The following is a 23,182-nucleotide window of genomic DNA, read 5'->3' as shown; positions in this document are numbered from 1 at the left end:
GACTAAGCTAGAATTAAGTTGCGTCAATGTACAACAACTAACAACTAACAACTAACAACTAACAACTAACAAAACTACTTTTTACGCATATAGACGCTTATGGGCACACCATTAAAATCGAAATGCTCTCGCAATTTATTTTCCAAAAAGCGCTTGTAAGGATCTTTCACGTACTGAGGAAGGTTACAGAAAAAAGCAAACTGAGGTTGTGGTGTTGGCAACTGCATGATGTACTTTATCTTTACATACTTAGCCTTATAAGCCGGTGGTGGATAACTTTCAATAACAGGTAATAAAGTATCGTTTAGCTTACTCGTTTTTATCTTTTTAGAACGGTTATTATAAACTTCGACCGCTGTTTCTATCGCTTTGTATATACGCTGCTTGGATAAAGCAGATATAAATACAATTGGCACATCGGTAAATGGTTCAATCTGCTTTCTGATAGCCTTTTCGTATTCTTTTGTCGATTTATGGTCTTTCTCTACCAAATCCCATTTATTAACCAAAATTACGATCCCCTTCCGGTTACGCTCGGCCAACCAAAAAATATTCTGTACCTGTCCATCAAACCCACGGGTAGCATCCAAAACCAACAAACATACATCGGCATGCTCTATAGCCCGTACACTTCGCATAACAGAATAAAATTCTAGATCTTCCTTCACTTTAGACTTACGGCGTATACCGGCCGTATCGACTAAATTGAATTCAAATCCAAAACGATTGTATTTGGTATCAATAGCATCGCGCGTTGTTCCTGCAATGTCTGTAACAATGTACCGATTTTCTCCTATTAAGGCATTAATAAAAGATGATTTCCCTGCATTTGGTCTCCCCACAACAGCAAATCGCGGCAAGTTTTCTTCTACCTTTTCTTCTTTTTCTGGCAAGGATGCTATCAAAGCATCCAACAATTCTCCGGTACCACTACCATTAATACTTGCTATAGTATAATATTCTCCCAAGCCTAAAGAATAAAATTCAACTGCATCTTTTGCCCTTTGTCCATTATCAACTTTATTTACAACCAAAAATACAGGCTTATTTACTTTACGAAGTAATTTAGCAACATCCTCATCCATTCCGGTAACGCCTGTTTCCACATCAACCATAAAAATAATGGCATCAGCTTCTTCAATCGCCAATTCTACCTGCTTATCGATTTCTGCTTCAAACACATCATCACTTCCCACAACATATCCGCCAGTATCAATAAGAGAGAACTCTCTACCGTTCCAATCACTCTTTCCGTAATGACGATCCCTTGTAACACCACTAACAGCATCGACAATGGCTTCCCGTCGTTGAATTAAACGATTAAAGAATGTCGACTTCCCAACATTTGGACGCCCTACTATGGCTACTATATTACTCATAATCTTAAATTGTAACAGCTTAATGCCGATTGATATTTCTTTACTATATGAAATATTCTGCAAAAATAGGAAATATAACCAATGTCAAGTCCTTTTTCAGCAAAGATTAAAAGGATTTATATTTCAAATAAAAATAGTACTTTACTGTGCCTAAAATAATTACTAAATGCCAACAACTCAAGATATCGTTTTACGCCCCCGATTTAAAATCGAATTATCCCAAAGCAACCAAACCATCCTGGAAGCCTTTCAAAAAACAAAAACAACGCAATCGGACTTTACCGTAACACGTATAGATGATCATGTATTTATTAAATTCCCCAAACACAAACAACATTTCTGGTCACCTCAACTGCATTTAGAGGTTAATGAAATTGATGACCATAACTGCATAATTTATGGCTTATTTGGTCCTAATCCGACGGTATGGACATTATTTATGTTTATTCACTTTTTAGTAGCTGGTTTATTTATAGCTTTTGGTATTTGGGCTTATACCAATTGGACATTACAAACATCGTATGCAATACAAATTGGTATGATGCTCCTAATGGCAGTTATTTGGATTACCCTATATTTAGGCGGTAGGGTTGGAAAATCTTCCAGTAAAGAAGAAATGATTGCGTTACGCAATTTCATGAATCGTGTTATAAATGAAAAAAGCTCCGATTGAATACAGTACCAACCAAAGCTTTTTTAAAACTAACTCGCATAATTCTAACTACCATTGGCAAATGTCCTGCTTTTGCCTTAAGTTAAGGTTATCGAATTAAAAAGTTAGTATTACTTATTGTTATAACCAAAACGTCTTAACTGGTTTTGATTACTTCGCCAATTTTTATTCACTTTTACATAGAGTTCCAAATGGAGTTGCTTTCCAAAGAATTTTTCCAAATCCTTTCTGGCCTCTACTCCTACGCGCTTTAAGGCACTTCCCTTATGTCCAATTATAATACCTTTTTGCGTTTCACGTTCTACCATAATGACAGATCGCACCCTAATAATATCATCCTCCTCAAAAAATTCTTCTGTTTCTATCTCTACGGCATAAGGTATTTCCTTTTTATAGTGCAGTAATATTTTTTCTCGTATGGTTTCATTTATAAAAAAACGCTCCGGTTTGTCCGTTAATTGGTCTTTAGGATAAAAGGCTGGAGATTCCGGCAACAAATCCACAATACGATCGAAAACTTCCTTTACCTGGAAGCCTTCTAAAGCAGAAATAGGAATAATCTCGGCATTAGGCACTTTTTGGGACCAAAGCTGTACCTGAGTCTCTAACTGTTCTTGATCGGACTTATCAATTTTATTTAAAAGTAAGAGTACTGGGATTTTAGAATTAATTATCTTATTGAAAAAAGCTTCGTCCTTTAATTCCTGCTCCCCAATCTCTACCATATACAATAGGATATCGGCATCTTCAAAGGCCGATTTCACAAAGTCCATCATCGATTCCTGCAACTCATAGGCTGGTTTGATAATCCCAGGAGTATCGCTAAAGACTACTTGAAAATCGTCTCCGTTTACGATGCCTAAAATGCGATGCCGTGTGGTTTGCGCCTTAGACGTAATAATAGACAACCTTTCGCCTACAAATGCATTCATTAATGTAGATTTGCCCACATTTGGATTTCCTATAATGTTTACAAAACCTGCTTTGTGCCCCATATATTTTCTTATTAAAAACGCTGCAAATTTACAACCTTGAATTGTTTATCCTACTATATATTACAATTATAAGCAAAAAAAACAGGAAGCTTAACCCCCTGTTTTCTAACACTTAAAATATTATAAATCTATTTTACTTTATAATTTCCAATAACTCAACTTCAAAAATTAATGTTGAAAATGGTTTAATCTTAGCACCTCTTTGTTGGTGACCATACGCTAATTCTTGAGGAATAAAAAACTTGTACTTTGCCCCCAAAGACATTAACTGTAAACCTTCTGTCCATCCTTTTATAACCTGACCAACACCAAATTGAGCTGGTTCACCTCTATCCACAGAACTATCGAACACAGTACCATCAATTAAAGTACCGTGGTAGTGTACTTTTACTTTAGAAGCTGCTTCTGGTTTTTCACCGTCACCTTCTTTTAAAACAATATACTGTAAGCCACTAGCTGTTGTTACAACACCGTCTTTAGTCATATTTTCTTCCAAGAACTTTTCTCCTTCAGCTTTTAAATCTCCATGAGTTTCTTCAGCTTTTTTCTTAGCTTCTTCTTCCATTTTTGCTTGTTGCTCCTGCTGCTTTTTCATCATGTAGGTTCTTATTATACCTTGTGCAGCGTCTTTGTCAATTAACACTTCAGACGAATCGGAAACAGACATAAAGCCCTGAATAAACAAATCGTTATCAAACTCGGTAAAACTAGTCCCAACATTACGGGCTACATCCATTCCTATAGCATAACTAACAGAATCAATCTCTGTAGTTAACGCTTTTTTTGCAATTCCTCCTTTATTACATGAGCTGGCCAGAGCAGCCACTAATGCGATACTTAAAAACTTCGTTATTTTCATTTTAAATTTTGTTTGGTTTATTTTTTAGTTGCCAAAAGTAGCGATTTTTACTTCACAATAAAAGATGCCGACGTATTATTATTACATCTCAGTTTCAAGTGCAAAGCCTATTCGTGTTTACAAGTCGATAAAAACAGGAGTTTCAAAAAAAAAATCCTAACCAAAAAGATGATTAGGATTTACAATTTTGTTGGCCTACTAGGGCTCGAACCTAGACTCTTCTGGACCAAAACCAGACGTGTTGCCAGTTACACCATAGGCCAATAACCAATTGAGGCTGCAAATTTAAAACAAAGTTTTATTTCTACAAGATTTTTTTGAAAAATTATTTTGAAAACTTAAGGTTTACTTAAAAACATTTTGGATAACATATTTATTATTAAATTCGCCAAAGCAATAAACATAGATTTATTATGACACAATTTAACTTTAAAAAATGGAACACCATCTTAGGGTGGTTCTCTTTTTTAATAGCACTTATTACATATAGCCTAACCGTTGAGCCCACGGTGAGTTTTTGGGATGCTGGAGAATATATTTTAACCTCAGCAAAGCTGCAAGTAGGTCACCCTCCTGGCGCTCCTTTATTTCAAATGCTGGGCGCCTTTTTTTCTATGTTTGCTTTCAAAGCGACACAAATTGGTTTTATGCTCAATATGATGAGCGCCGTATCCAGTGCCTTCACCATACTATTTATGTTTTGGACCATTACCCTACTTTTAAAAAAGCTAGTGACTCCAAAAAGTGACATCAATCAATCTCAAGCTATGGCTATTTTAGGTAGTGGACTTGTTGGCAGCTTGGCCTTTACATTTACAGATTCGTTTTGGTTTAATGCCGTAGAGACCGAAGTATATGCTATGGCTACCCTTATTATGTCCATTTTATTTTGGTTGGGTTTACGTTGGGAACAGGATATGAACACGCCGAGAGGCAATCGTTGGCTTATTTTAATTGCTTTTGTAATAGGTCTCTCTTTTGGAGTTCACTTTATGGGACTGCTTACCATACCTGCCATCGGACTTGTTTACTATTTCAAGAATTACAAAACCATAACCGTTAAAAACTTTATTATAGCTAATGCTATTTCAATAGGCATTTTACTCTTTGTTTTTAAGCTCTTAGCTCCAAATATCCTTAAGTTTTTTAGCGTTTTCGAAATATTTTTCGTGAATACCGTAGGGCTCCCTTTCAACTCAGGCTCCATTATTGCGGGCATCGTACTTGTAGCCGCAATACATTATGCGCTTAGGTATACAAGAAAAAAACAGTATGTTCATATTAACACTAGCATACTGTGCATTACATTTATTATTATTGGTTTCTCTACATGGCTCATGTTACCCATTCGTGCCAATGCCAATGTTGTGATTAATGAAAATAACCCATCCAGCGCAAGGGAACTACTAGCGTATTATAATTTAGAACAATACCCCGAAACCCACTTATTTTATGGTCCTTTATTTACCGACCAATATGCTTATTTGGACGAGAACAACCCTTATGAGGACGACAAACCCAAATACGAGAAAGACGAAGAAAAAGGGAAGTACGTTATTGTAAACGATTACAAAAACGCCAAACAAAACTACAACTCGAAACACGCCTCCATATTGCCAAGAATGTGGAGTCCAGAACATGCCGAGAACTATATGATGTTTACTGGTTTTTTAAATTTTAAGTTAAAACCTGAGCACCAAATGGACAACAATTACCGTTCGGCCATCGCTAATTTTAAAAATGAGATTGCACAAGGTAATATTGATTATGAAGATTTCAATAATTTTTTAAAACAGTTTAAAAGCATTTTAGACATTGAAAAACCATCCTTAGGCAGCAACATAGCCTATATGTTGGAATACCAGCTAGGTTACATGTACTGGCGTTACTTTATGTGGAATTTTACGGGAAGACAAGACGACATACAAGGGCGTTATGACAACCATGGTAACTGGATTAGCGGCATTAAACCAATCGACGAATGGCATTTAGGTTATCCGCAAGAAAACCTACCAAGTGACATAAAAAACAACAAAGCTAGAAATACCTACTATTTTTTACCACTAATTTTAGGGCTTCTGGGCTTTTTCTTTTTGTTTAATACCGATAAGAAATTGTTTTGGACCATGTTGGTATTTTTCCTGTTTACCGGTCTGGCCATTCAGTTTTATACCAACGTTCGCCCGTTCGAACCTCGTGAACGCGATTATTCGGTAGTAGGCTCGTTTTATGTTTTTGCAATCTGGATTGGGTTTGGCGTATATGCTATTTTTGACACCCTCAAAAAGCACCTACCACAAAAACTTGCAGCTCCAATAATTACTGTTGTGTGTTTAATTTTAGTTCCTGGCATTTTAGCTGCCAACAATTGGGATGACCACGATCGATCAGACAAATACACAGCGCGCTCAATGGCAAAAAAATACCTGGATTCCTGTGCCGAAAACGGCATCTTATTCACCATAGGCGACAACGATACTTTTGCCCTTTGGTATGCTCAGGAAATTGAAGGGTATCGTACCGATGTACGCGTGGTTAACACCAGCTTATTCCAAACAGACTGGTATATAGACCAAATGAAGCGTAAAGCCTATGAAAGTGATCCCATACCGTCACAACTAACACATGAATACTATAAATTTGGCACCAACGAATATGTAGTGAAAGAACCAGTGATTCAGGACACTCTAGAAATTAAGGAGTTTTTAAACTTCATTACAAGTAATAATCCTAAAACAAAATACAAGTACGTTTTACAGCAGCAAGGTATTGATATTTCTAGCGTAAGAAGTCAGGATTTGAATTCCCGTTATTTACCAACCGAGATTTTACGCCTACCTGTAAATAAGGAAAATGCCTTAAAGTCCGGAATTGTAAAACAAAAAGACGCTGACAAGATTGTACCTTATATTGACATTAAGATAAAAGAAGGCGCTATCTATAAAAACAGACTATTAATGTTGGATGTTGTTGCCAACAATAACTGGGAACGCCCTATCTATTTTACAGGAGGTAGTTTTGGTGACGACGATTATATTTGGATGAAAGACTATCTGCAATTGGATGGTTTATGCTACAAACTGGTTCCAATTAAAACACCCGTAGACAAGGCCAACCCTTTTGAAATGGGGCGTGTTGATACCGAGCTTATGTACGAGAAAGTAAAAAAATGGGATTGGGGCAACAGTGGCAGCCCAAACATATACCATGACCCAGAAACACGCAAAAATGCAATTACCTACAGAAGCAATTTGGCTCGCTTAATCGAGAGGTTGATCAATGAGGATAAATTAGAAAAAGCCGAGGAAATAGCAGATATTGCCATGACCAACATGCCTGTAGAATACTTTGGGTACTACACGCTTTTAGAACCTTACATCGCAGCTTATTACGAAGTTGGCAATAAAGAAAAAGCACAACAACTGTTTAAGGAGGTAGCGCAAAAATACCAAGAAAATTTAAGCTATTACAGTAGTTTAACAATAGACAAGCAAGAACGTTTGTTTGAAGATATTTACACCGACATACAACGTTATAACAGCATTTTAGAAGTTTTGGTTAGGCATGACCCTGAACTTGCTGAAACAGAAGGAGACACCTTTAACAACTATTTAAAATTATTTAGAAGTTTTTATGGTGGTGAACCTGAAGAATTAGCACCTAAAACAGATAGAGACCTTCCAGTTGAAGACACCAGCATCCCTTCAGGAGACAGGCCTCTTGACGACACAATACAATAAAAAGGAATGGGCTTAATACCCGCAAAAACACCATTAACCATAAAGAGGATGTTCCCAAATTATATTTGGGACATCCCTAACACAAATAAAACAATCTATCTAAGCTTTGATGATGGCCCCACTCCAGAAATCACTAATTGGACACTAAAAACCTTAAACGACTTTAATGCCAAAGCAACGTTTTTTTGTATTGGCAATAATATAGCAAAGTATCCCAAAATATTTACAGATATCCTAAATGAAGGGCACGCTATTGGGAATCACACCTATAATCACCAAAAAGGATGGAAAACCCCAATTAAAAATTATTTAAAAAATGTTTTCGAAGCGCAAGAAATAATGGAAAAAGAAATTCAGGATTCAGAATTCAGAGTTCAGAATTTATTCCGCCCACCTTATGGACAACTAAAGTCCCGCCAAGGAAAAAAACTCATCGCATTAGGTTACGACATTATTATGTGGGATGTGTTATCTTTTGACTGGGACAAAAACACAACCAAAGAAAACTGCTTAAAGCATGTACTAAACAATGCTACCAACGGAAGCATTGTTGTATTCCATGATAGTGTAAAAGCATCAAGAAACATGCAATACGCATTACCTAAAACGCTGGAATATTTTAACAATAAAGGTTACCGTTTTGAAACAATACCCTCAAAATAACTATTGTTTTTTAAAGGTATTTTTGAATAATCCCTATCAAGGTGTTAGCATCTTGTTCTCCACTTTGGCGCCACTTCATCTCCCCATCCTTATAAATAATTAATGTCGGCAAACCTTTTACTCGCAAAGCTTCAGCAAGCTCTTGATTTTTATCAACATCAATCTTAATTACTTTTGCTTTGTCACCAAGTGCTGCTGCAACATCCCTAAGCACTGGGTGCATGGCTGTAGATTGTTCGTTCCATTCTGTGTAAAAGTCCAACAGAACAGGAACATTAACATCAATAAGTTCCCCAAATTTTGACATATTTAATCGTTTTAGTCAAACAAGTATTACAAACCTACAATTTTTATCCTTTAATTAAAAGTAGTTAAAAATGGTATAGATATGTTACTTCTTAGCGATAAAAATAAGCTATTTTGTAGTAAATATAACATTTCCATATAATTATACTTCTTTCACAGCTTTTTTAAGCTCTATTACGGTTATTTCGGGCCAAATACCAACACGTCCAGGAAACGCCAAATAACCAAAGCCCCTGTTGACATTTATATACTGTCCCATTTCCTTGTAAATGCCTGCCCAGTACTTATAACGCCATTTAACAGGGCTCCATTTAAACCATCCAGGAATTTCAATACCAAACTGCATACCATGGGTATGCCCACTAAAGGTTAGGTGATAATGATAATCGTCATGAATTACTTCTCGCTCCCAATGCGATGGATCGTGACTCATTAAAATCTTAAAGTCTTCTTTAGCAATATGCTGCGATGCCTTTTTTAAGTCACCCGCTTTTTTAAATCCACCAGCGCCCCAGTTTTCAACCCCAACCAAAGCAATGCGCTCACCATTCTTTTCAATATAGCGACTATCATTTAGCAACAAATCAAAACCTATCTGCTTTTGGTAATCTTTTAAATCTTTCAAATTTTGTGCTTTTGCTTCTTTAGAAGCCCAACTAATATAATCACCATAATCATGGTTTCCCAATACCGAAAATAGACCATCCTTAGCTTTTAATTTGCTAAAGGTTTCGACATAAGGCTTTAACTCATCTGCACTATTATTTACAATATCCCCAGTAAATAATATCACATCACTTTGCTGTAAATTAATTAAATCTACACCATAATTAACCTTATCTATATTATCAAAACTCCCGGAGTGAATATCACTAATTTGGGTTATCTTGTAGCCATCAAATGCTTCTGGTAAATCTTCAAAAGACAAAGTGTATTTTAAAACCTTATAATTGTATTTACCTCGATACATCCCATAAATAATAGATGCTAATGGTATAGCAGCAATCCCTAATGCTACCTTACTTAAAAACTGACGGCGGTTAGCAAAATAGTTCCCTTTGGCAGTATCTCCCTCGGTAAAATAACGATAGATCGCTTGAGGCACCCTAAACACATCTTCGCCAAACATTATAACCAACAATACCATTTTAGGAATTAAAAGCGCAATAAGAAGCCCAAAGGCATACGCATGCGCTTGGGTAAAACCATCACTTCGGTTAAATCCATAATAATGAAATACAAAATTGCCTATAACAAAAACAGTAATGCACCAATAAAGTATTAGAAGCCAATTATTTTTAACTACCGTCTTAAATGCCTGAAAGGCATAAAGGTCTATCATTCCAAAAAGAGCAAGAAAAAATATCCAACGAAGCATAGTGATTTTTCACCAAAGATACTTCATTTTAAACAGTAAAATAAATACTGAAATAGATTTAACGCTACCTTAAGAATTGATACAATGCCGTTTAGAAAATACTAACTGGATGGATGCGTTTCCTTTAATATCTTTTGAATGGTAGCAACATCTGAATATGAATGAATGGTTTCATCAAAAAATTTATCACTGTTCATCGAAACCTTGGGTTTGTCACCAACCGTTTCGATAGCTGAGGCAGAGACATGAATTTCTGAAAATGCAGCTTTTTTAAATAGTGCCGCATTTTCTGGTTTAATACCACCTCCCGGAAGAATCCCTATAATACCATTAGCTAAGGTATTTAACGTCTGTAATAAGTCAATGCCCTTTGCTGCCGATGCTTCTTGACCTGATGTAAGCACACGATCAGCTCCCATTTTTATTAATTGTTCTAAGGCCAATTTGGCATCAGGCACCCAATCGAATGCACGATGAAACGTAAAATTTAAAGACTTTGAAAGCGTGATAAGTTCTTGTGTACGGATAACATCTATCGTTTGATCATTATGCAAAACGCCTGAAACAATTCCGGCACAACCTAATTCTTCACACATAAGGATATCCTGCTTCATAATTTCAAACTCGTCCACACTATAAGTGAAATTACCACTTCTTGGCCTAATCAACACAAATACAGGAATCGTTAAGGTTTCCGTTACCCTTTTTATCAATCCGTAAGATGGTGTTATACCCCCAACCGCCAATTCCGAACACAATTCAATACGGTGTGCTCCTGCCTTTTCTGCATTTACAGCCGATTCGAATGAATTTGCACAAACTTCTACTATCATAATACTTAATAATTAAGGCAAATATAATGATACTCTCCTATAATAATCGACTAAAAATAAAACTAGGCTGCAAAATTGTAACTCAATTAATTTCTATGGGGTCATAACTTTTTGTAGTTTTATAAACTTCAAAAAAATCAATACATGTCAGATCAAAAACGTCTTTTTTTAGTCGATGCTTACGCGTTAATTTTCCGTGGTTACTATGCCTTTATTAAAAATCCGAGAATCAATTCCAAAGGTGTAGACACGTCTGCCATTATGGGCTTTATGAACTCGCTTTTGGATGTTATAAAACGGGAACGCCCAGATCATTTAGCAGTTTGCTTTGATAAAGGTGGTAGTAGCGATCGTGTGGACATGTATGAAGCTTACAAAGCAAACCGTGACGAAACGCCTGAAGCCATAAAAGTGGCAGTACCATACATTCAGGAAATTTTAAAGGCCATGCATATCCCTATTATGGTTAAAGAAGGCTATGAAGCCGACGATGTTATAGGCACACTATCTAAACAAGCCGAAAAAGAAGGTTACCAAACCTTTATGGTGACACCAGACAAAGATTTTGCCCAATTGGTTTCGGAAAACATTTTTATGTACCGTCCAAAATCGTTTGGTGGCGGCTACGAAACTTGGGGCATTCCAGAAGTACAGAAAAAGTTTGAAGTTACAGATCCCTTACAAGTTATAGACTTTTTAGGCATGATGGGTGACTCTAGCGATAATATTCCAGGACTCCCTGGTGTAGGCGAAAAAACAGCCAAAAAGTTCTTGGCGCAATATGGCAGCATGGAAGGTTTATTTGAAAACACCCATGAGCTAAAAGGCAAAATGAAAGAAAAAGTAGAAGCTAACAAAGAATTGGGCTTACTTTCAAAAAAACTGGCAACCATAATGCTGGATGTACCTGTAACCTTTAATGCCAAAGATTTTGAGCTTGAGCAACCCGATATCCCCAAGGTTACGGAAATCTTTCAGGAACTGGAATTTAGAAGACTTATTGATAATTTCACAAAGACCTTTGCCGTTAACGCTTCTGAAGACAACCAAAGTATACCAGAAACAACAGCAGACACCAAAGCAACACCAAAAGAACAAGTAGCGGCAGGTGCCGGTCAATTTTCGTTATTTGGTAGTAACGATACTTCCGAAGCTACAACAACAGAAACCTCATCAGGATATACCAGAAAAACGGCTAGTACCACTTCGCATTTTTACCAAAGTATTACATCTAATCTGGCTATTAAATTGTTCCTAAAAAACTTAATGAACCAAAACAGTGTTTGTTTTGACACCGAAACCACCGATATCAACCCTTTAGCTGCAAACTTGGTAGGCATTGCTTTTTCATGGGAAGCAGGTAAAGGTTTTTATTTACCGTTTCCAGAAGACAAAGCAGCAGCACAAGAACTCATAGAACAATTACGCCCATTCTTTGAGGCTGAACATATTGAAAAAATTGGTCAGAATTTAAAATATGACATTAAAGTCTTAGCTAAATACAATATTACAGTAAAAGGCAAACTATTTGACACCATGCTAGCGCATTATCTAATTAATCCTGATATGCGCCATAACATGGACGTACTGGCTGAAACCTATTTAAATTATACGCCTATTTCCATTACTGAACTTATTGGTAAAAAAGGAAAAAACCAATTATCGATGCGAGACGTCCCCGTTGAAAAGCAAACAGAATACGCTGTTGAGGATGCCGATATTACACTACAACTCAAAGAGCATTTTGCCAATGAACTAGACCAAGCCAGCACCCAAAAATTGTTTGACGACATAGAAGTGCCGCTATTAAGAGTACTGGCCGCTATGGAACTAGAGGGCATTAATCTGGACAAAGACTTTCTAACGTCCTTAGCTGAACAATTAAATAGTGACATAAAAGCTTTAGAAGGTAAAATATACGCTGAAGCTGGAGAAGAATTCAACATTGCTTCACCAAAACAATTAGGAGACATCTTATTTGACAAACTAAAACTGGTAGACAAGCCTAAAAAGACCAAAACGGGACAATATGCAACATCGGAAGACATACTGTCCTATTTAGCGAAAGACCATACCATTATTCAGCATATTTTAGATTTTAGGGGGCTTTCGAAGCTAAAAAGTACTTATGTTGATGCTTTACCGTTACAAGTAGACCCTACAACAGGCAGGGTTCATACAGACTACATGCAAACTGTAGCTGCTACTGGCAGGTTGAGTAGCAACAACCCCAATTTACAGAACATCCCTATTCGTACAGAACGCGGAAGACAAGTACGCAAAGCATTTGTTCCTAGAAACGAAGATTACATCCTACTGGCTGCCGATTACTCACAAATAGAACTACGTATTATTGCGGCCTTAAGTGAGGAAGAAACCATGATTGAAGCATTTAAACAAGGAGAGGACATTCACGCATCAACCGCATCTAAGGTATTCAATGTTCCTATTAGTGAAGTTACCCGCGAACAACGAAGCAATGCCAAAACGGTTAACTTTGGTATAATCTATGGTGTTTCTGCTTTTGGATTGAGCAACCAAACTGACTTATCCCGAAGTGAAGCCAAAGATCTTATTGACACCTATTATGAGACCTATCCCAAATTAAAGGCCTACATAAGCAAACAAGTCGATTTTGCTCGTGATCATGGCTATGTTCAAACGGTTTTAGGTAGACGTCGTTATTTAAAAGACATCAATTCCCGTAACGCTGTAGTACGTGGTGCCGCAGAACGCAATGCTGTGAATGCCCCCATACAAGGGAGTGCTGCCGACATTATTAAAATAGCCATGATAAACATTTACAAGAAATTGGAAGACGGTAATTTTAAAACAAAAATGCTATTACAGGTACATGATGAATTGGTGTTTGATGTTTACAAACCTGAACTCGACAGTATTAAAACTTTAGTAAAAACGGAAATGGAAAATGCCTATCAATTAGAAGTTCCTCTTGATGTCGATCTAGGAACTGGAAATAATTGGCTAGAGGCACATTAAAGCTTTGCGGCCGTTTTATTCAAAATATCTTTAACCCGGATTTTTAAACTTTCGGGCTCGATAATTTCAGCATAATCACCAAACATAAGATACCATCTTGGGAATCCGTTTTCCAAATCGGAAGTTTCAAAGGTCATCTCCACTTGATGGCCTTTAATCGTTTCTGAAACAAAACCATAATACTTTTTATTACCATTTATATAGCGTGCTATAGTTTTATCGACCAAAATCTTAACTTTAGTTTTTTGAACGGTTTTATCCTTTTGTCGGTGCTCATCAATTGTGCCATGTTCTTTTGTAAAAACCTGCTGCGTTCTTTTAATCATTAGCATCCTATCGGTTCTAAATTGCCTGTAATCCTTTCTTAAATGGCAATAGCCCAATACATACCAAAAGCCATTTTCATGAAATAAACCAACAGGTTCAACAAATCTTTCGGAAGGTGTTTCACTATTTAATGCAAGGTATTTTAAAAATACCTGTTTTTTTTCGGCTATACTCTCAAAGAGTATTTCCAGGGCATTTGGTATTTTTTTATTGAACAGTTCACGGGAAGGATCTACAACAATTTGTGTTTCTAAGGCAGAAATCCAGTCTTTTTCGGCCCCTCTTAACACAGACTTTATTTTAAACATTGCAGACTCGTGATAATTCCCTAGCGATTTATCTACAAATTTTTGCATAAACTTTTCAGCTGCAACAAAGCTTCCAGCTTCCTCACGTGTAAACATAACAGGGGGCAATCGATAGCCATCCATAATAGAATACCCCACTCCTGCTTCACTAACAATTGGAACCCCGGAAGCCTCCAAGGTTCGAATGTCTCTATAAATAGTCCGCAAGCTTACCTGAAATCGGTCTGCCAATTCTTGCGCTTTTACAATACGTTTGGACTGTAATTGCACAAGAATTGCAACAATACGATCAAAACGTTTTACTGTATCTAAACTCATAATAGCATAGTATATCTCCCAAAGATAGGTCTTCAATTTAATGCATAAGTCGAAATTAGGGTTCAATTTATCCATAATAATTCAACATTAACATTGCTACAGTACAAATTAAGGCATTGCTGGTGACACCCCTTTGTCAGCAGGGTATCAAAAGATTATATCCCCCAGTCAAGACGCCACATCAAAACATTGATTTACAACATAATAAAACAAAAATGAAAATTATTTTTCACTGCTGACAAAGGGCTGTCATACACCGATTTTAACTTTGTTCAATAATTAAAAATGATTAAAAACTAGAACATGGAAACAACATTGAACAAAAGCACAAAAACACATCAAGTGATAACACCAACCCAACTAATTAATCACTGGCAAGGACACAGAAGTCTTACGCGAAGAACTATTGAAGCTTTTCCTGAAGACGCTTTTTTTAATCACACCATTGGTGGTATGCGTCCTTTTTCGGAAATGGTCATGGAGCTTTTAGGCATTGCAGCCCCCGGTATTAAAGAAATTGCCACAGGAGAAATGGCTCCACTTAACGAGCACTTTGAACACAATAACAAAAAAGAGAAATTACTTGAACTCTGGGACAAAGCTACCGACGAGATCAATAGGTATTGGACTCAAATAAAACCAGATCAATTCCAGAACACCATCAAGATATTTGGGCAATATGAAGGCACCGTGCAGTCATCTATTTTCTACTTTATAGATAACGAAATACACCATCGCGGACAAGGCTATGTGTATTTACGTTCTTTAGGTATTGAACCACCTGCTTTTTACGAACGCTAATCAATCTTAAAACGAACAGCCCATGAAAACCGTTTTAGTATTTAAAACTTCTATTTCTAGACCAAAGCACATAAAGCTGCTACAACCGCTTTTGGACACATTGGTCGCGAGGCAGGGTCGTTGGAATTTTGACTTGGAGGATTGCGATAACATTCTCCGAGTCGAATCCCAAATGCTCAAAGCAAAAACGGTATGCAATGCCCTAAAGCGCCACGGATTTTACTGCGAAGAATTGCAATAAAAGAATTTCTTGAAACAAACTATCCTCGAGGCAAGACCTCGAGGATTCTTATCGATCAAAGCCTTTAATTTGGCTATGAATTTGAATTAAGTCAACCTTAGGGCATAACCTGTAAGGTAGTTGAAAAACTCAAGACAAACTCCAACAAACCTCACCTTAAACAAATAATTTTCAATCGTTTATACTAACACAACATAGATGGTCAATTCTTAAAACCAGTAAGGATACACATATAGCAACGACTTCTTATATATCCACAAGAAACTTGCTATGTGTTTTAAAGAATTGCTTTCGATTGTTTGTATGCTTCCTGTTTTACAAATTAATGCCCAAACATGTTGCTCGGGCGGGATACCACTTTCAAATAATATTGGACTGCCCATTTTAGAAAAAGGAAGCCTGCAAATAGGCCTTCACTACGACTATAATAATTTGAACACCCTTAACAATGGCAATGACAAACTGGATGACGATGCCCGACTACGAATTACCCACTCTGTTTTACTTAATGCTAACTACGCACTTACCAATAATCTTTCAATTGAAGGCTTGTTTTCCTGGGTCAACCAACGTAGAAAAATAAGTCAATTTAACAATGAAAACCTAGATAAAACTTCTGGCATTGGTGATGCCGTTTTGCTAGCAAAATACAAGTTCCCTAAAATAATGGGCAAGAATACCGATCTGGCCATTGGTTTAGGAACAAAACTTCCCTTGGGATCTTCTACTGAAACAAACGACCAAGGCATTACATTAAATGCCGACCTTCAACCCGGTAGCAATGCATGGGATATGGTGTATTGGTCGTCAATTAGTACTAGCTTTAATTTTAGGCCTTCTTTTTCAGTTTCATCAAATATAATTTACCGTAGTACAGGAACAAACACATCCTATTTTGGCGATTCTGCCTATAAATTTGGAAATGAACTACAGGCCTTTATTCATTTTTCAGACCAATTCCTTTTTTACAAAACCATTGTCACTCCTAGTATTTCGTTTAAATACAGAAATGCAAATCAAGATAAAGTTAACAACTTTAATTTAGACAATACAGGAGGCAACTGGGTATTTGTTATCCCCAATTTTAGTATCAGCTTAACACCCCAACTTTCATTTTCCTTAAAAGCCGAATTACCCATATACAGCTTTGTTGATGGCACACAACTAACACCAACATATAGACTAACCAGTGGGCTTGTTTTTAAAACCAGTCCTAAGCCTAATATAATAAGCAAACTACCTCGACGTAAGCACACGAGGCATTTATAGAAATTATTTTTTGATTTCGAGGCGAGCCTCGGAGCATTTAAATTTCGATTATCGAGTAAAACAAAAGCTAAAAATGAGCCATTACTAATATGGCTAATCACACTGGCTACTTAAAACTATAAACTCATGAAACGTTCATTTATTAATTTAGCCTTTAGCCTATTACTTATATCGTGCAGTAGTAGCGATCCAAACAACAATACAACCCCTCCACCATCAGGAGGCAACAATGGAGGCAATGCCTCACAATGGTTAATTCCAATTAATGAAGTTAAGGATGGAGGCCCTGGTAAAGATGGTATCCCCTCTATTGACAATCCTAAATTTATAACTGCTAATGAGACAACTTTTTTAGCTGATGACGATTTAGTAGTGGGAATTCATGTAAATGGTGAAGCAAGGGCTTATCCGCATGATATACTGGATTGGCATGAAGTTACTAACGACGACATAAATGGTGAATCCCTTACCATAAACTATTGCCCCCTAACCGGAACCGCTTTTAGCTGGAAAAGCGAAGTGAACGGGACAAAATCAACATTTGGGGTATCCGGTTTATTATACAATTCCAACCTAATATTATACGACAGAAACACAGATAGCAACTGGTCCCAACTAAAACTAGAATGTGTAAACGGTCCCTTAATTAGTAAAACACCAACACTTGTTAAGGTTATAGAAACTACTTGGAACAGATGGAAAACACTTTACCCAAACACTAAAGTTCTGGACGTAAACACAGGGTTTTCAAGAAACTATGGACAATATCCTTACGGCGAATACAAAACAAATCATGGTTTCTTTTTATTCCAACCGGCTATTTTTAATAATGCCCTACCAAACAAAGAGCGTGTTCACGCTATAATAAGCGGCGATAAATCCAAAGTATACCGCTTTTCTGACTTTAGTGGAGGCAAAACAATTATAGATGTGTTTAATGGAAGCAGCTACTTAATAGTTGGAAACGACGATTTAATTTGTTCGTTTGTGCTTCCCGAAGCATATGAAGACCTCACTTTTGAACATAAACAAAATACAACGGACGGTGCACTTTTTGAGGACAACGAAGGGAATAGGTGGTCGGCATTTGGAGAGGTTATATCAGGCCCTAGGCTAGGTGAAAAATTAACAGCTTCAAAATCTGTCATTAGTTTTTGGTTTGCCATTGCTGCCTTTTACCCAAATCCGGATATTTATTAAATATTTAACACCTTAGAACTTTATACGCTACAAAACGGCGTACTGACACGAAGCGCTTTTTATGTTAAACTAAAACAAGAAGTGGTTCTTACTGATAGGAATAATTATATTTAAGCAAAATTTTACACAATACATGAAATTAGCTTTTATATCCTTTTTCCTATTCGTTTCCTTCATATCTGTTGCCCAAAAAAAGGTTTTAGACCATGCTGACGTAGCACTTTGGAAACGTATTGACAATCAAGAAATTGCACCTAATGGCGCTTATGTGGTTTACGACTTACAACAGGACGATGCAGATAGTCATTTAATTTTAAAGTCAAACAAAGGCGAAACACTTTTGGAATATCACAGAGCAAGCAAAGGGCTGTTTACCTACGATTCTAAGTTTTTAACCTTTACAATAAAACCCTTAAAGGACAGCCTTGACAACATGAAGCGTCGAAAGGTAAAAAAGGAGAAACTACCTAAAGACACTTTGGCTGTTTACAACCTTAAAACCAAAGAACTATTCAAGATACCTAATGTAAAATCGTATAGTTTCCCCGAAAAATGGTCTGGACAACTAGCTTATTATCTGGAGGAAATAAAGACAGATAAAAAAGAAACCAAAAGCGACAGCACTAAAACCAAAGAAAAGAAACCAAAGGAAGTCAACAAAAAGAATGGGTATCACTTAATCATTCGAAATTTGGCAACTAAAAATCAAGATACCTTTAAACATGTTACCAATTACACTTTTGCGAAAAGCGGTAAAAAGTTAGCACTTTCTACAACTGGAGACAAAGACAATGCTAATGCAGGGGTATTTGTTTATAATTTCAATACAGGTAGGTTGAGCCACATCCACAAAACAACAAAAGCTAGATATACTGGACTTAACTTAAGTGAAACTGGCAAGCGACTCGCCTTTGTAGTAGACACGGATACCACTAAAACACAAATAAGACCAAATGAATTATATACCTGGGAAGAAGGCAAAACATTGGCCGCTAAACTTTACGATAACACGACCACACCTAAGGGGTATTTAGTGTCTGATAATGGGTTGCTAAACTTCTCTGAAGATGAATCAAGATTGTATTTTGGATTGCGCACACCTCCAATCGCAAAGGATACAACATTGCTAAAAGATGAAATTGTTAATGTTGAAGTCTGGACATACAATGAACCCAGACTATACACAGTACAGGAGCTACAGGTAAAAAACGACACTATAAAATCGTATAGAACCGTTTACGATTTTAATGCCGAAAGGACAATCCAGATTGAAACGAAGGACTTCCCTTATTCAACAATTGCAGACAAAGGCAATGCTAACATAGCTTTAGTAAATAATCCAACACCATATGCACTTGAAAGTCAGTGGACCGCTATGGATTTAAAAGATTTTGCTATTGTGGATACCAAGTCGGGCTCACAAAACGTGGTATTAAAAAAAGTACCTAAAGCTGATTTAAGCCCTAAAGGAAACTATATTTATGGGTATCACACAATAGACAGCACATGGTTTGCTTACAACATAAAAACCAACAAGTATAAAGCACTTACCAAAGGCAGCGTTTTTTATGACGAACGAAACGATGCTCCTAAACACCCTAACGCCTATGGAATTGCAGGTTGGACAACAGCCGACAAGCACATGTTAATATACGACCGCTATGACATCTGGCAAATCGATCCAGATACTGGAGAAGCTAAAAACCTAACTAACGGACGTTCCAACAAAACTGTGTACCGTTATATAAAATTAGACAAGGAGCGTGATGATATCAGTTTAAAATCCAATTGGCTACTCTCTACATTTAATGAGAGCACCAAAGAAGGGGGATTTGCAGAATACAACCCGAAACAAAACAGTTTAAAGCAACTAGAAAAAGGGCCTTTTAAATATAACAATCCACAAAAAGCAAAATTGAATAGCACCTTGCTTTTTAGCCGAGAATCTTTTAAGGAATTTCCCAATTTACGATTAACGGATTTAGATTTTAAAAAGCAAACTGTTTTAAGCGATGCCAATCCGCAACAAAAAGATTATAATTGGGGGAGTATAGAAACTGTAAAATGGACATCTCTTGATGGTAAAGAATTAACAGGTTTGTTGGTAAAACCAGAAAACTTCGATCCTAATAAAAAATACCCCATGATTGTTAATTTTTACGAGCGCAGCTCTAACAGGTTACACAATCATCATGCTCCATCTTATGGCAGGTCTACTATTAATTATAGTTTTTATGCCAGTCGCGGTTATGTTATCTTCAATCCCGACGTTGAATATCGCATTGGCTATCCAGGTGAAAGCGCCTATAACTGCGTAATACCGGGTGTTACAAAATTAATAGAAAAAGGATTTGTTGATAAAGACAATATTGGCGTACAAGGGCATAGCTGGGGAGGCTACCAAATTGCTTATCTGGTTACTAAAACTGGTATCTTTAAGGCAGCCGAATCTGGTGCGCCTGTATCGAACATGATTAGCGCTTATGGAGGTATTAGGTGGTGGACAGGATTGAGCCGTCAATTTCAATATGAGCATACACAAAGTAGAATTGGGGGCACGCCTTGGGAATACCCCATGCGCTATATAGAAAACTCTCCTATTTTCAATATCGATAAAATCAACACACCTTTACTAATATTGCATAATGACGCCGACGGTCATGTACCTTGGTACCAAGGCATAGAGTTTTTTGTTAGTCTACGTCGTTTAGGAAAACCATCTTGGTTTTTAAACTACAACGACGAACCCCATTGGCCTGTAAAATACCAAAACAGAAAAGATTTCAATATTAGAATGGCTCAGTTTTTCGATCACTATCTTAAAGCAGCCCCTAAACCTGTTTGGATGGAACGCGGTGTTCCTGCAGTCGAAAAAGGTATCAACCAAGGGTATGAACTATTAAAGAATTAATGTTATGTTTTAAAGGAATACGTTAATATTAACGCCTTTTCTTCTTAGATCTAAACTTAGCCTTGTTTTTTCGTTGATTAAAAGGGATGGCATCATCAAAGGTGTGCTTTGGCTTACCCGGTTTGTTTTTTCGCCAAGAATCATTTTCTGGCAATAACACATTCAACAAATCCTGTCGCCCTAACTTATTTAAAGTCTTCTTTATCCAAGCCTTATTTTCGTCCTTATACCAAAAGAAGAAACGGTGCTGCTCATCCTTCTCTTTTCGGGTTTTTGGCGTTCTTACCTTTTTAAGGGTATAGGGATGGTAACCACTATAGTAAATCACCGTAGCCACGGTCATAGGTGTTGGCGTAAAGCCTTGTACTTGCTCTAACTGGAAGCCCATATCTTTGGTTTCGGCCGCTAGGTTGGCCATATCCTCGGCTTCACAAGCTGGATGGTTTGAAATAAAATAGGGAATAAGCTGAAGTTTTAGCTTATGCTTTACATTAATCTTATCGAAGCGCTCCTTAAATTTGTGGAAATAGGAAAAGGAGGGTTTACGCATTAATTTCAATACCGGATCGCTGGTATGTTCTGGTGCTACCTTAAGGCGTCCCGACACGTGCTTAGTCATCACTTCTTCAGTATAGTCGTCCAACTCCTTCGGATCGGCATTCTTATTAAATTCAGGCACCAACATATCGTGGCGAATACCACTACCTATAAAAGATTTTTTAACTTTAGGATGATTATCTACCGCTTGGTATAATTGGGTTAATGGCTTATGGGAAGTATCTAAATTGCTGCAAATTACTGGCGAAATACATGAAGGCGCCACACACTTATCGCAAATAGATTGTATTTTACCCTTCATTTTGTACATATTCGCACTAGGGCCACCAATATCGGACAGATAACCTTTAAAATCGGGCATATTGGCTACTGTATCGACTTCTTTTAAAATAGATTCCTGACTACGGGATGCTATAAACTTTCCTTGATGTGCCGAAATGGTACAAAAACTACAGCCCCCAAAACATCCGCGATGGATGTTAATGGAAAACTTAATCATCTCGAACGCAGGTATTGGTCCACGTTTATTGTATTTAGGATGTGGTAACCGTGTATAAGGCAAATCGAAAGAGGCATCGATTTCCTCTTCCGTCATGGTTGGATACGGCGGATTAATCATCAAGGTCTTATCTCCTACCTTCTGAAAAATGCGTCGTGCAGCTAATTTATTAGATTCTTGTTCTATTATCTTAAAGTTGGAAGCAAAGGCTTTCTTGTCCTGCAAACAAGCTTCATGGGATACTATTTCAACATCCTCCCAATTTTTGTTTTTAGGAATACTTTCGTCCTTATTTAATAATACTGCTGTTTGATTTATTGTATTGATACTATTAAACGGCACGCCCTTTTGCAACAGGCGTACTACTTCCCGTAAAGGCTGTTCTCCCATACCATATACCAACATATCGGCCTTAGAGCTTTCCAAGATGGTTGGCATCAATTTATCGCTCCAATAATCGTAATGCGTTACTCTACGTAAGGAAGCCTCAATCCCTCCAATTAACACAGGGACATCTGGCCATTTTTCTTTTAATATATTCGAATAAACCGTCGTTGCATAATCTGGACGAAAACCGATGTCGCCATTGGGTGTATAAGCATCTTTATCACGTCGCTTTTTATTGGCGTTGTAATTATTGATCATGGGATCCATACAACCACCTGTAACACCAAAAAACAATTTTGGTCGTCCTAACTTTACAAAATCCTGTAGATTATCGTTCACATTGGGCTGTGGCACAATAGCCACTCGTAAACCGTAACTTTCTAAAATACGTCCAATAACAGCTGCTCCAAACGATGGATGGTCTACATAAGCATCGCCACTAAATAGAATGACGTCCAGTTCTTCCCAACCGCGTATTTTAACCTCTTTGTTTGTGGTAGGCAACCAATCTGAAAGTTTTAGTTCTTGCATAGCGGT

General features: G+C 37.1%; 16 protein-coding genes and 1 tRNA gene. 8 read left to right on the top strand and 9 right to left on the bottom strand.

From position 1 onward, the window contains the following. Positions 1 to 74: 74 nt before the first annotated feature. The gene (der, locus tag JF259_RS13420; RefSeq protein WP_199115871.1) at positions 75 to 1,379 is read right to left on the bottom strand and encodes a ribosome biogenesis GTPase Der; all 1,305 of its coding nucleotides are present in this window, start codon (positions 1,377 to 1,379) and stop codon (positions 75 to 77) included. Positions 1,380 to 1,545: 166 nt separating this feature from the next. Between der and JF259_RS13415 the strand changes: the two genes are divergently transcribed. Then, positions 1,546 to 2,052 (top strand): GTP-binding protein, encoded by a 507-nt coding sequence (locus tag JF259_RS13415; protein WP_199115869.1) that lies wholly within the window; start codon positions 1,546 to 1,548, stop codon positions 2,050 to 2,052. 110 nt (positions 2,053 to 2,162) lie between these two features. Here JF259_RS13415 and era read toward each other — a convergent pair whose 3' ends face one another. From era to JF259_RS13400, 3 genes are all read right to left on the bottom strand, one after another. Next, entirely contained in the window at positions 2,163 to 3,047 is an 885-nt protein-coding gene (era, locus tag JF259_RS13410) for a GTPase Era (RefSeq protein WP_199115867.1), read from the bottom strand. Between the two features lie 133 nt (positions 3,048 to 3,180). Beyond that, positions 3,181 to 3,906, bottom strand: coding sequence for an FKBP-type peptidyl-prolyl cis-trans isomerase (locus JF259_RS13405; protein ID WP_199115865.1), 726 nt, complete (start codon positions 3,904 to 3,906; stop codon positions 3,181 to 3,183). 190 nt (positions 3,907 to 4,096) lie between these two features. Next, positions 4,097 to 4,169 (bottom strand) — tRNA-Gln (locus JF259_RS13400). 150 nt (positions 4,170 to 4,319) lie between these two features. Between JF259_RS13400 and JF259_RS13395 the strand changes: the two genes are divergently transcribed. Together JF259_RS13395 and JF259_RS13390 are read left to right on the top strand one after the other, a co-directional pair. Further along, complete coding sequence (locus JF259_RS13395) at positions 4,320 to 7,646, top strand: glycosyltransferase family 117 protein (protein WP_199115863.1); 3,327 nt, start codon at positions 4,320 to 4,322, stop codon at positions 7,644 to 7,646. 6 nt (positions 7,647 to 7,652) lie between these two features. Continuing rightward, positions 7,653 to 8,309, top strand: coding sequence for a polysaccharide deacetylase family protein (locus JF259_RS13390; protein WP_199115861.1), 657 nt, complete (start codon positions 7,653 to 7,655; stop codon positions 8,307 to 8,309). A gap of 10 nt (positions 8,310 to 8,319) precedes the next feature. On the opposite strand, the gene JF259_RS13385 is transcribed toward JF259_RS13390, so the two are convergent. The 3 genes from JF259_RS13385 to JF259_RS13375 all read right to left on the bottom strand — a co-directional run bounded on the left by JF259_RS13385 (position 8,320) and on the right by JF259_RS13375 (position 10,826). Beyond that, positions 8,320 to 8,616, bottom strand: coding sequence for a thioredoxin family protein (locus JF259_RS13385; protein WP_199115860.1), 297 nt, complete (start codon positions 8,614 to 8,616; stop codon positions 8,320 to 8,322). Positions 8,617 to 8,757: 141 nt separating this feature from the next. Continuing rightward, on the bottom strand, positions 8,758 to 9,993 hold the full coding sequence (locus JF259_RS13380) for a metallophosphoesterase (protein WP_199115858.1): 1,236 nt from the start codon (positions 9,991 to 9,993) through the stop codon (positions 8,758 to 8,760). A 101-nt stretch (positions 9,994 to 10,094) separates the two neighbouring features. Continuing rightward, on the bottom strand, positions 10,095 to 10,826 hold the full coding sequence (locus JF259_RS13375) for a copper homeostasis protein CutC (protein WP_199115856.1): 732 nt from the start codon (positions 10,824 to 10,826) through the stop codon (positions 10,095 to 10,097). A 144-nt stretch (positions 10,827 to 10,970) separates the two neighbouring features. Here JF259_RS13375 and polA point away from each other — a divergent pair, with 144 nt between their 5' ends. Further along, positions 10,971 to 13,826 (top strand): DNA polymerase I, encoded by a 2,856-nt coding sequence (polA, locus tag JF259_RS13370; RefSeq protein WP_199115854.1) that lies wholly within the window; start codon positions 10,971 to 10,973, stop codon positions 13,824 to 13,826. Here polA and JF259_RS13365 read toward each other — a convergent pair. Beyond that, on the bottom strand, positions 13,823 to 14,779 hold the full coding sequence (locus tag JF259_RS13365) for a helix-turn-helix transcriptional regulator (protein ID WP_199115883.1): 957 nt from the start codon (positions 14,777 to 14,779) through the stop codon (positions 13,823 to 13,825). The two genes, polA and JF259_RS13365, sit on opposite strands and share 4 nt — an antisense overlap. 303 nt (positions 14,780 to 15,082) lie before the next feature. On the opposite strand from JF259_RS13365, the gene JF259_RS13360 reads away from it, so the two are divergent. The 4 genes from JF259_RS13360 (at position 15,083) to JF259_RS13345 (ending at position 21,201) form a co-directional block, all read left to right on the top strand. After that, positions 15,083 to 15,580 carry a DinB family protein gene (locus JF259_RS13360; RefSeq protein ID WP_199115852.1) on the top strand — a complete coding sequence of 166 codons (498 nt, stop codon included), beginning with the start codon at positions 15,083 to 15,085 and terminating at the stop codon, positions 15,578 to 15,580. A gap of 511 nt (positions 15,581 to 16,091) precedes the next feature. After that, positions 16,092 to 17,090 carry a hypothetical protein gene (locus tag JF259_RS13355; RefSeq protein WP_199115851.1) on the top strand — a complete coding sequence of 333 codons (999 nt, stop codon included), beginning with the start codon at positions 16,092 to 16,094 and terminating at the stop codon, positions 17,088 to 17,090. 126 nt (positions 17,091 to 17,216) lie between these two features. Then, a complete protein-coding gene (locus JF259_RS13350; protein ID WP_199115848.1) occupies positions 17,217 to 18,290 on the top strand; it encodes a DUF3179 domain-containing protein in 1,074 nt (357 codons plus the stop codon). Positions 18,291 to 18,423: 133 nt separating this feature from the next. After that, entirely contained in the window at positions 18,424 to 21,201 is a 2,778-nt protein-coding gene (locus JF259_RS13345) for an alpha/beta hydrolase family protein (protein WP_199115845.1), read from the top strand. Positions 21,202 to 21,229: 28 nt separating this feature from the next. On the opposite strand, the gene JF259_RS13340 is transcribed toward JF259_RS13345, so the two are convergent. Further along, a complete protein-coding gene (locus JF259_RS13340; protein ID WP_199115843.1) occupies positions 21,230 to 23,176 on the bottom strand; it encodes a YgiQ family radical SAM protein in 1,947 nt (648 codons plus the stop codon). Positions 23,177 to 23,182 lie beyond the last annotated feature (6 nt).

The sequence above is a fragment of the Snuella sedimenti genome (assembly GCF_016428595.1).
Lineage (GTDB): Bacteria > Bacteroidota > Bacteroidia > Flavobacteriales > Flavobacteriaceae > Snuella > Snuella sedimenti.
The sequence above is the reverse complement of the archived record's forward strand: the minus strand, read 5'-3'. Positions and strand labels throughout refer to the sequence as shown.

What these genes read in the sequence shown, in the direction of transcription:
- JF259_RS13385 (WP_199115860.1), bottom strand. Translation starts at nt 8,616, where the DNA reads ATGTCAAAATTTGGGGAACTTATTGATGTTAATGTTCCTGTTCTGTTG.
- JF259_RS13360 (WP_199115852.1), top strand. Translation starts at nt 15,083, where the DNA reads ATGGAAACAACATTGAACAAAAGCACAAAAACACATCAAGTGATAACA.
- JF259_RS13395 (WP_199115863.1), top strand. Translation starts at nt 4,320, where the DNA reads ATGACACAATTTAACTTTAAAAAATGGAACACCATCTTAGGGTGGTTC.
- JF259_RS13405 (WP_199115865.1), bottom strand. Translation starts at nt 3,906, where the DNA reads ATGAAAATAACGAAGTTTTTAAGTATCGCATTAGTGGCTGCTCTGGCC.
- JF259_RS13345 (WP_199115845.1), top strand. Translation starts at nt 18,424, where the DNA reads ATGAAATTAGCTTTTATATCCTTTTTCCTATTCGTTTCCTTCATATCT.
- JF259_RS13380 (WP_199115858.1), bottom strand. Translation starts at nt 9,993, where the DNA reads ATGCTTCGTTGGATATTTTTTCTTGCTCTTTTTGGAATGATAGACCTT.
- polA (WP_199115854.1), top strand. Translation starts at nt 10,971, where the DNA reads ATGTCAGATCAAAAACGTCTTTTTTTAGTCGATGCTTACGCGTTAATT.
- JF259_RS13390 (WP_199115861.1), top strand. Translation starts at nt 7,653, where the DNA reads ATGGGCTTAATACCCGCAAAAACACCATTAACCATAAAGAGGATGTTC.
- JF259_RS13415 (WP_199115869.1), top strand. Translation starts at nt 1,546, where the DNA reads ATGCCAACAACTCAAGATATCGTTTTACGCCCCCGATTTAAAATCGAA.
- era (WP_199115867.1), bottom strand. Translation starts at nt 3,047, where the DNA reads ATGGGGCACAAAGCAGGTTTTGTAAACATTATAGGAAATCCAAATGTG.
- JF259_RS13365 (WP_199115883.1), bottom strand. Translation starts at nt 14,779, where the DNA reads ATGAGTTTAGATACAGTAAAACGTTTTGATCGTATTGTTGCAATTCTT.
- JF259_RS13375 (WP_199115856.1), bottom strand. Translation starts at nt 10,826, where the DNA reads ATGATAGTAGAAGTTTGTGCAAATTCATTCGAATCGGCTGTAAATGCA.
- JF259_RS13355 (WP_199115851.1), top strand. Translation starts at nt 16,092, where the DNA reads ATGTGTTTTAAAGAATTGCTTTCGATTGTTTGTATGCTTCCTGTTTTA.
- der (WP_199115871.1), bottom strand. Translation starts at nt 1,379, where the DNA reads ATGAGTAATATAGTAGCCATAGTAGGGCGTCCAAATGTTGGGAAGTCG.
- JF259_RS13340 (WP_199115843.1), bottom strand. Translation starts at nt 23,176, where the DNA reads ATGCAAGAACTAAAACTTTCAGATTGGTTGCCTACCACAAACAAAGAG.
- JF259_RS13350 (WP_199115848.1), top strand. Translation starts at nt 17,217, where the DNA reads ATGAAACGTTCATTTATTAATTTAGCCTTTAGCCTATTACTTATATCG.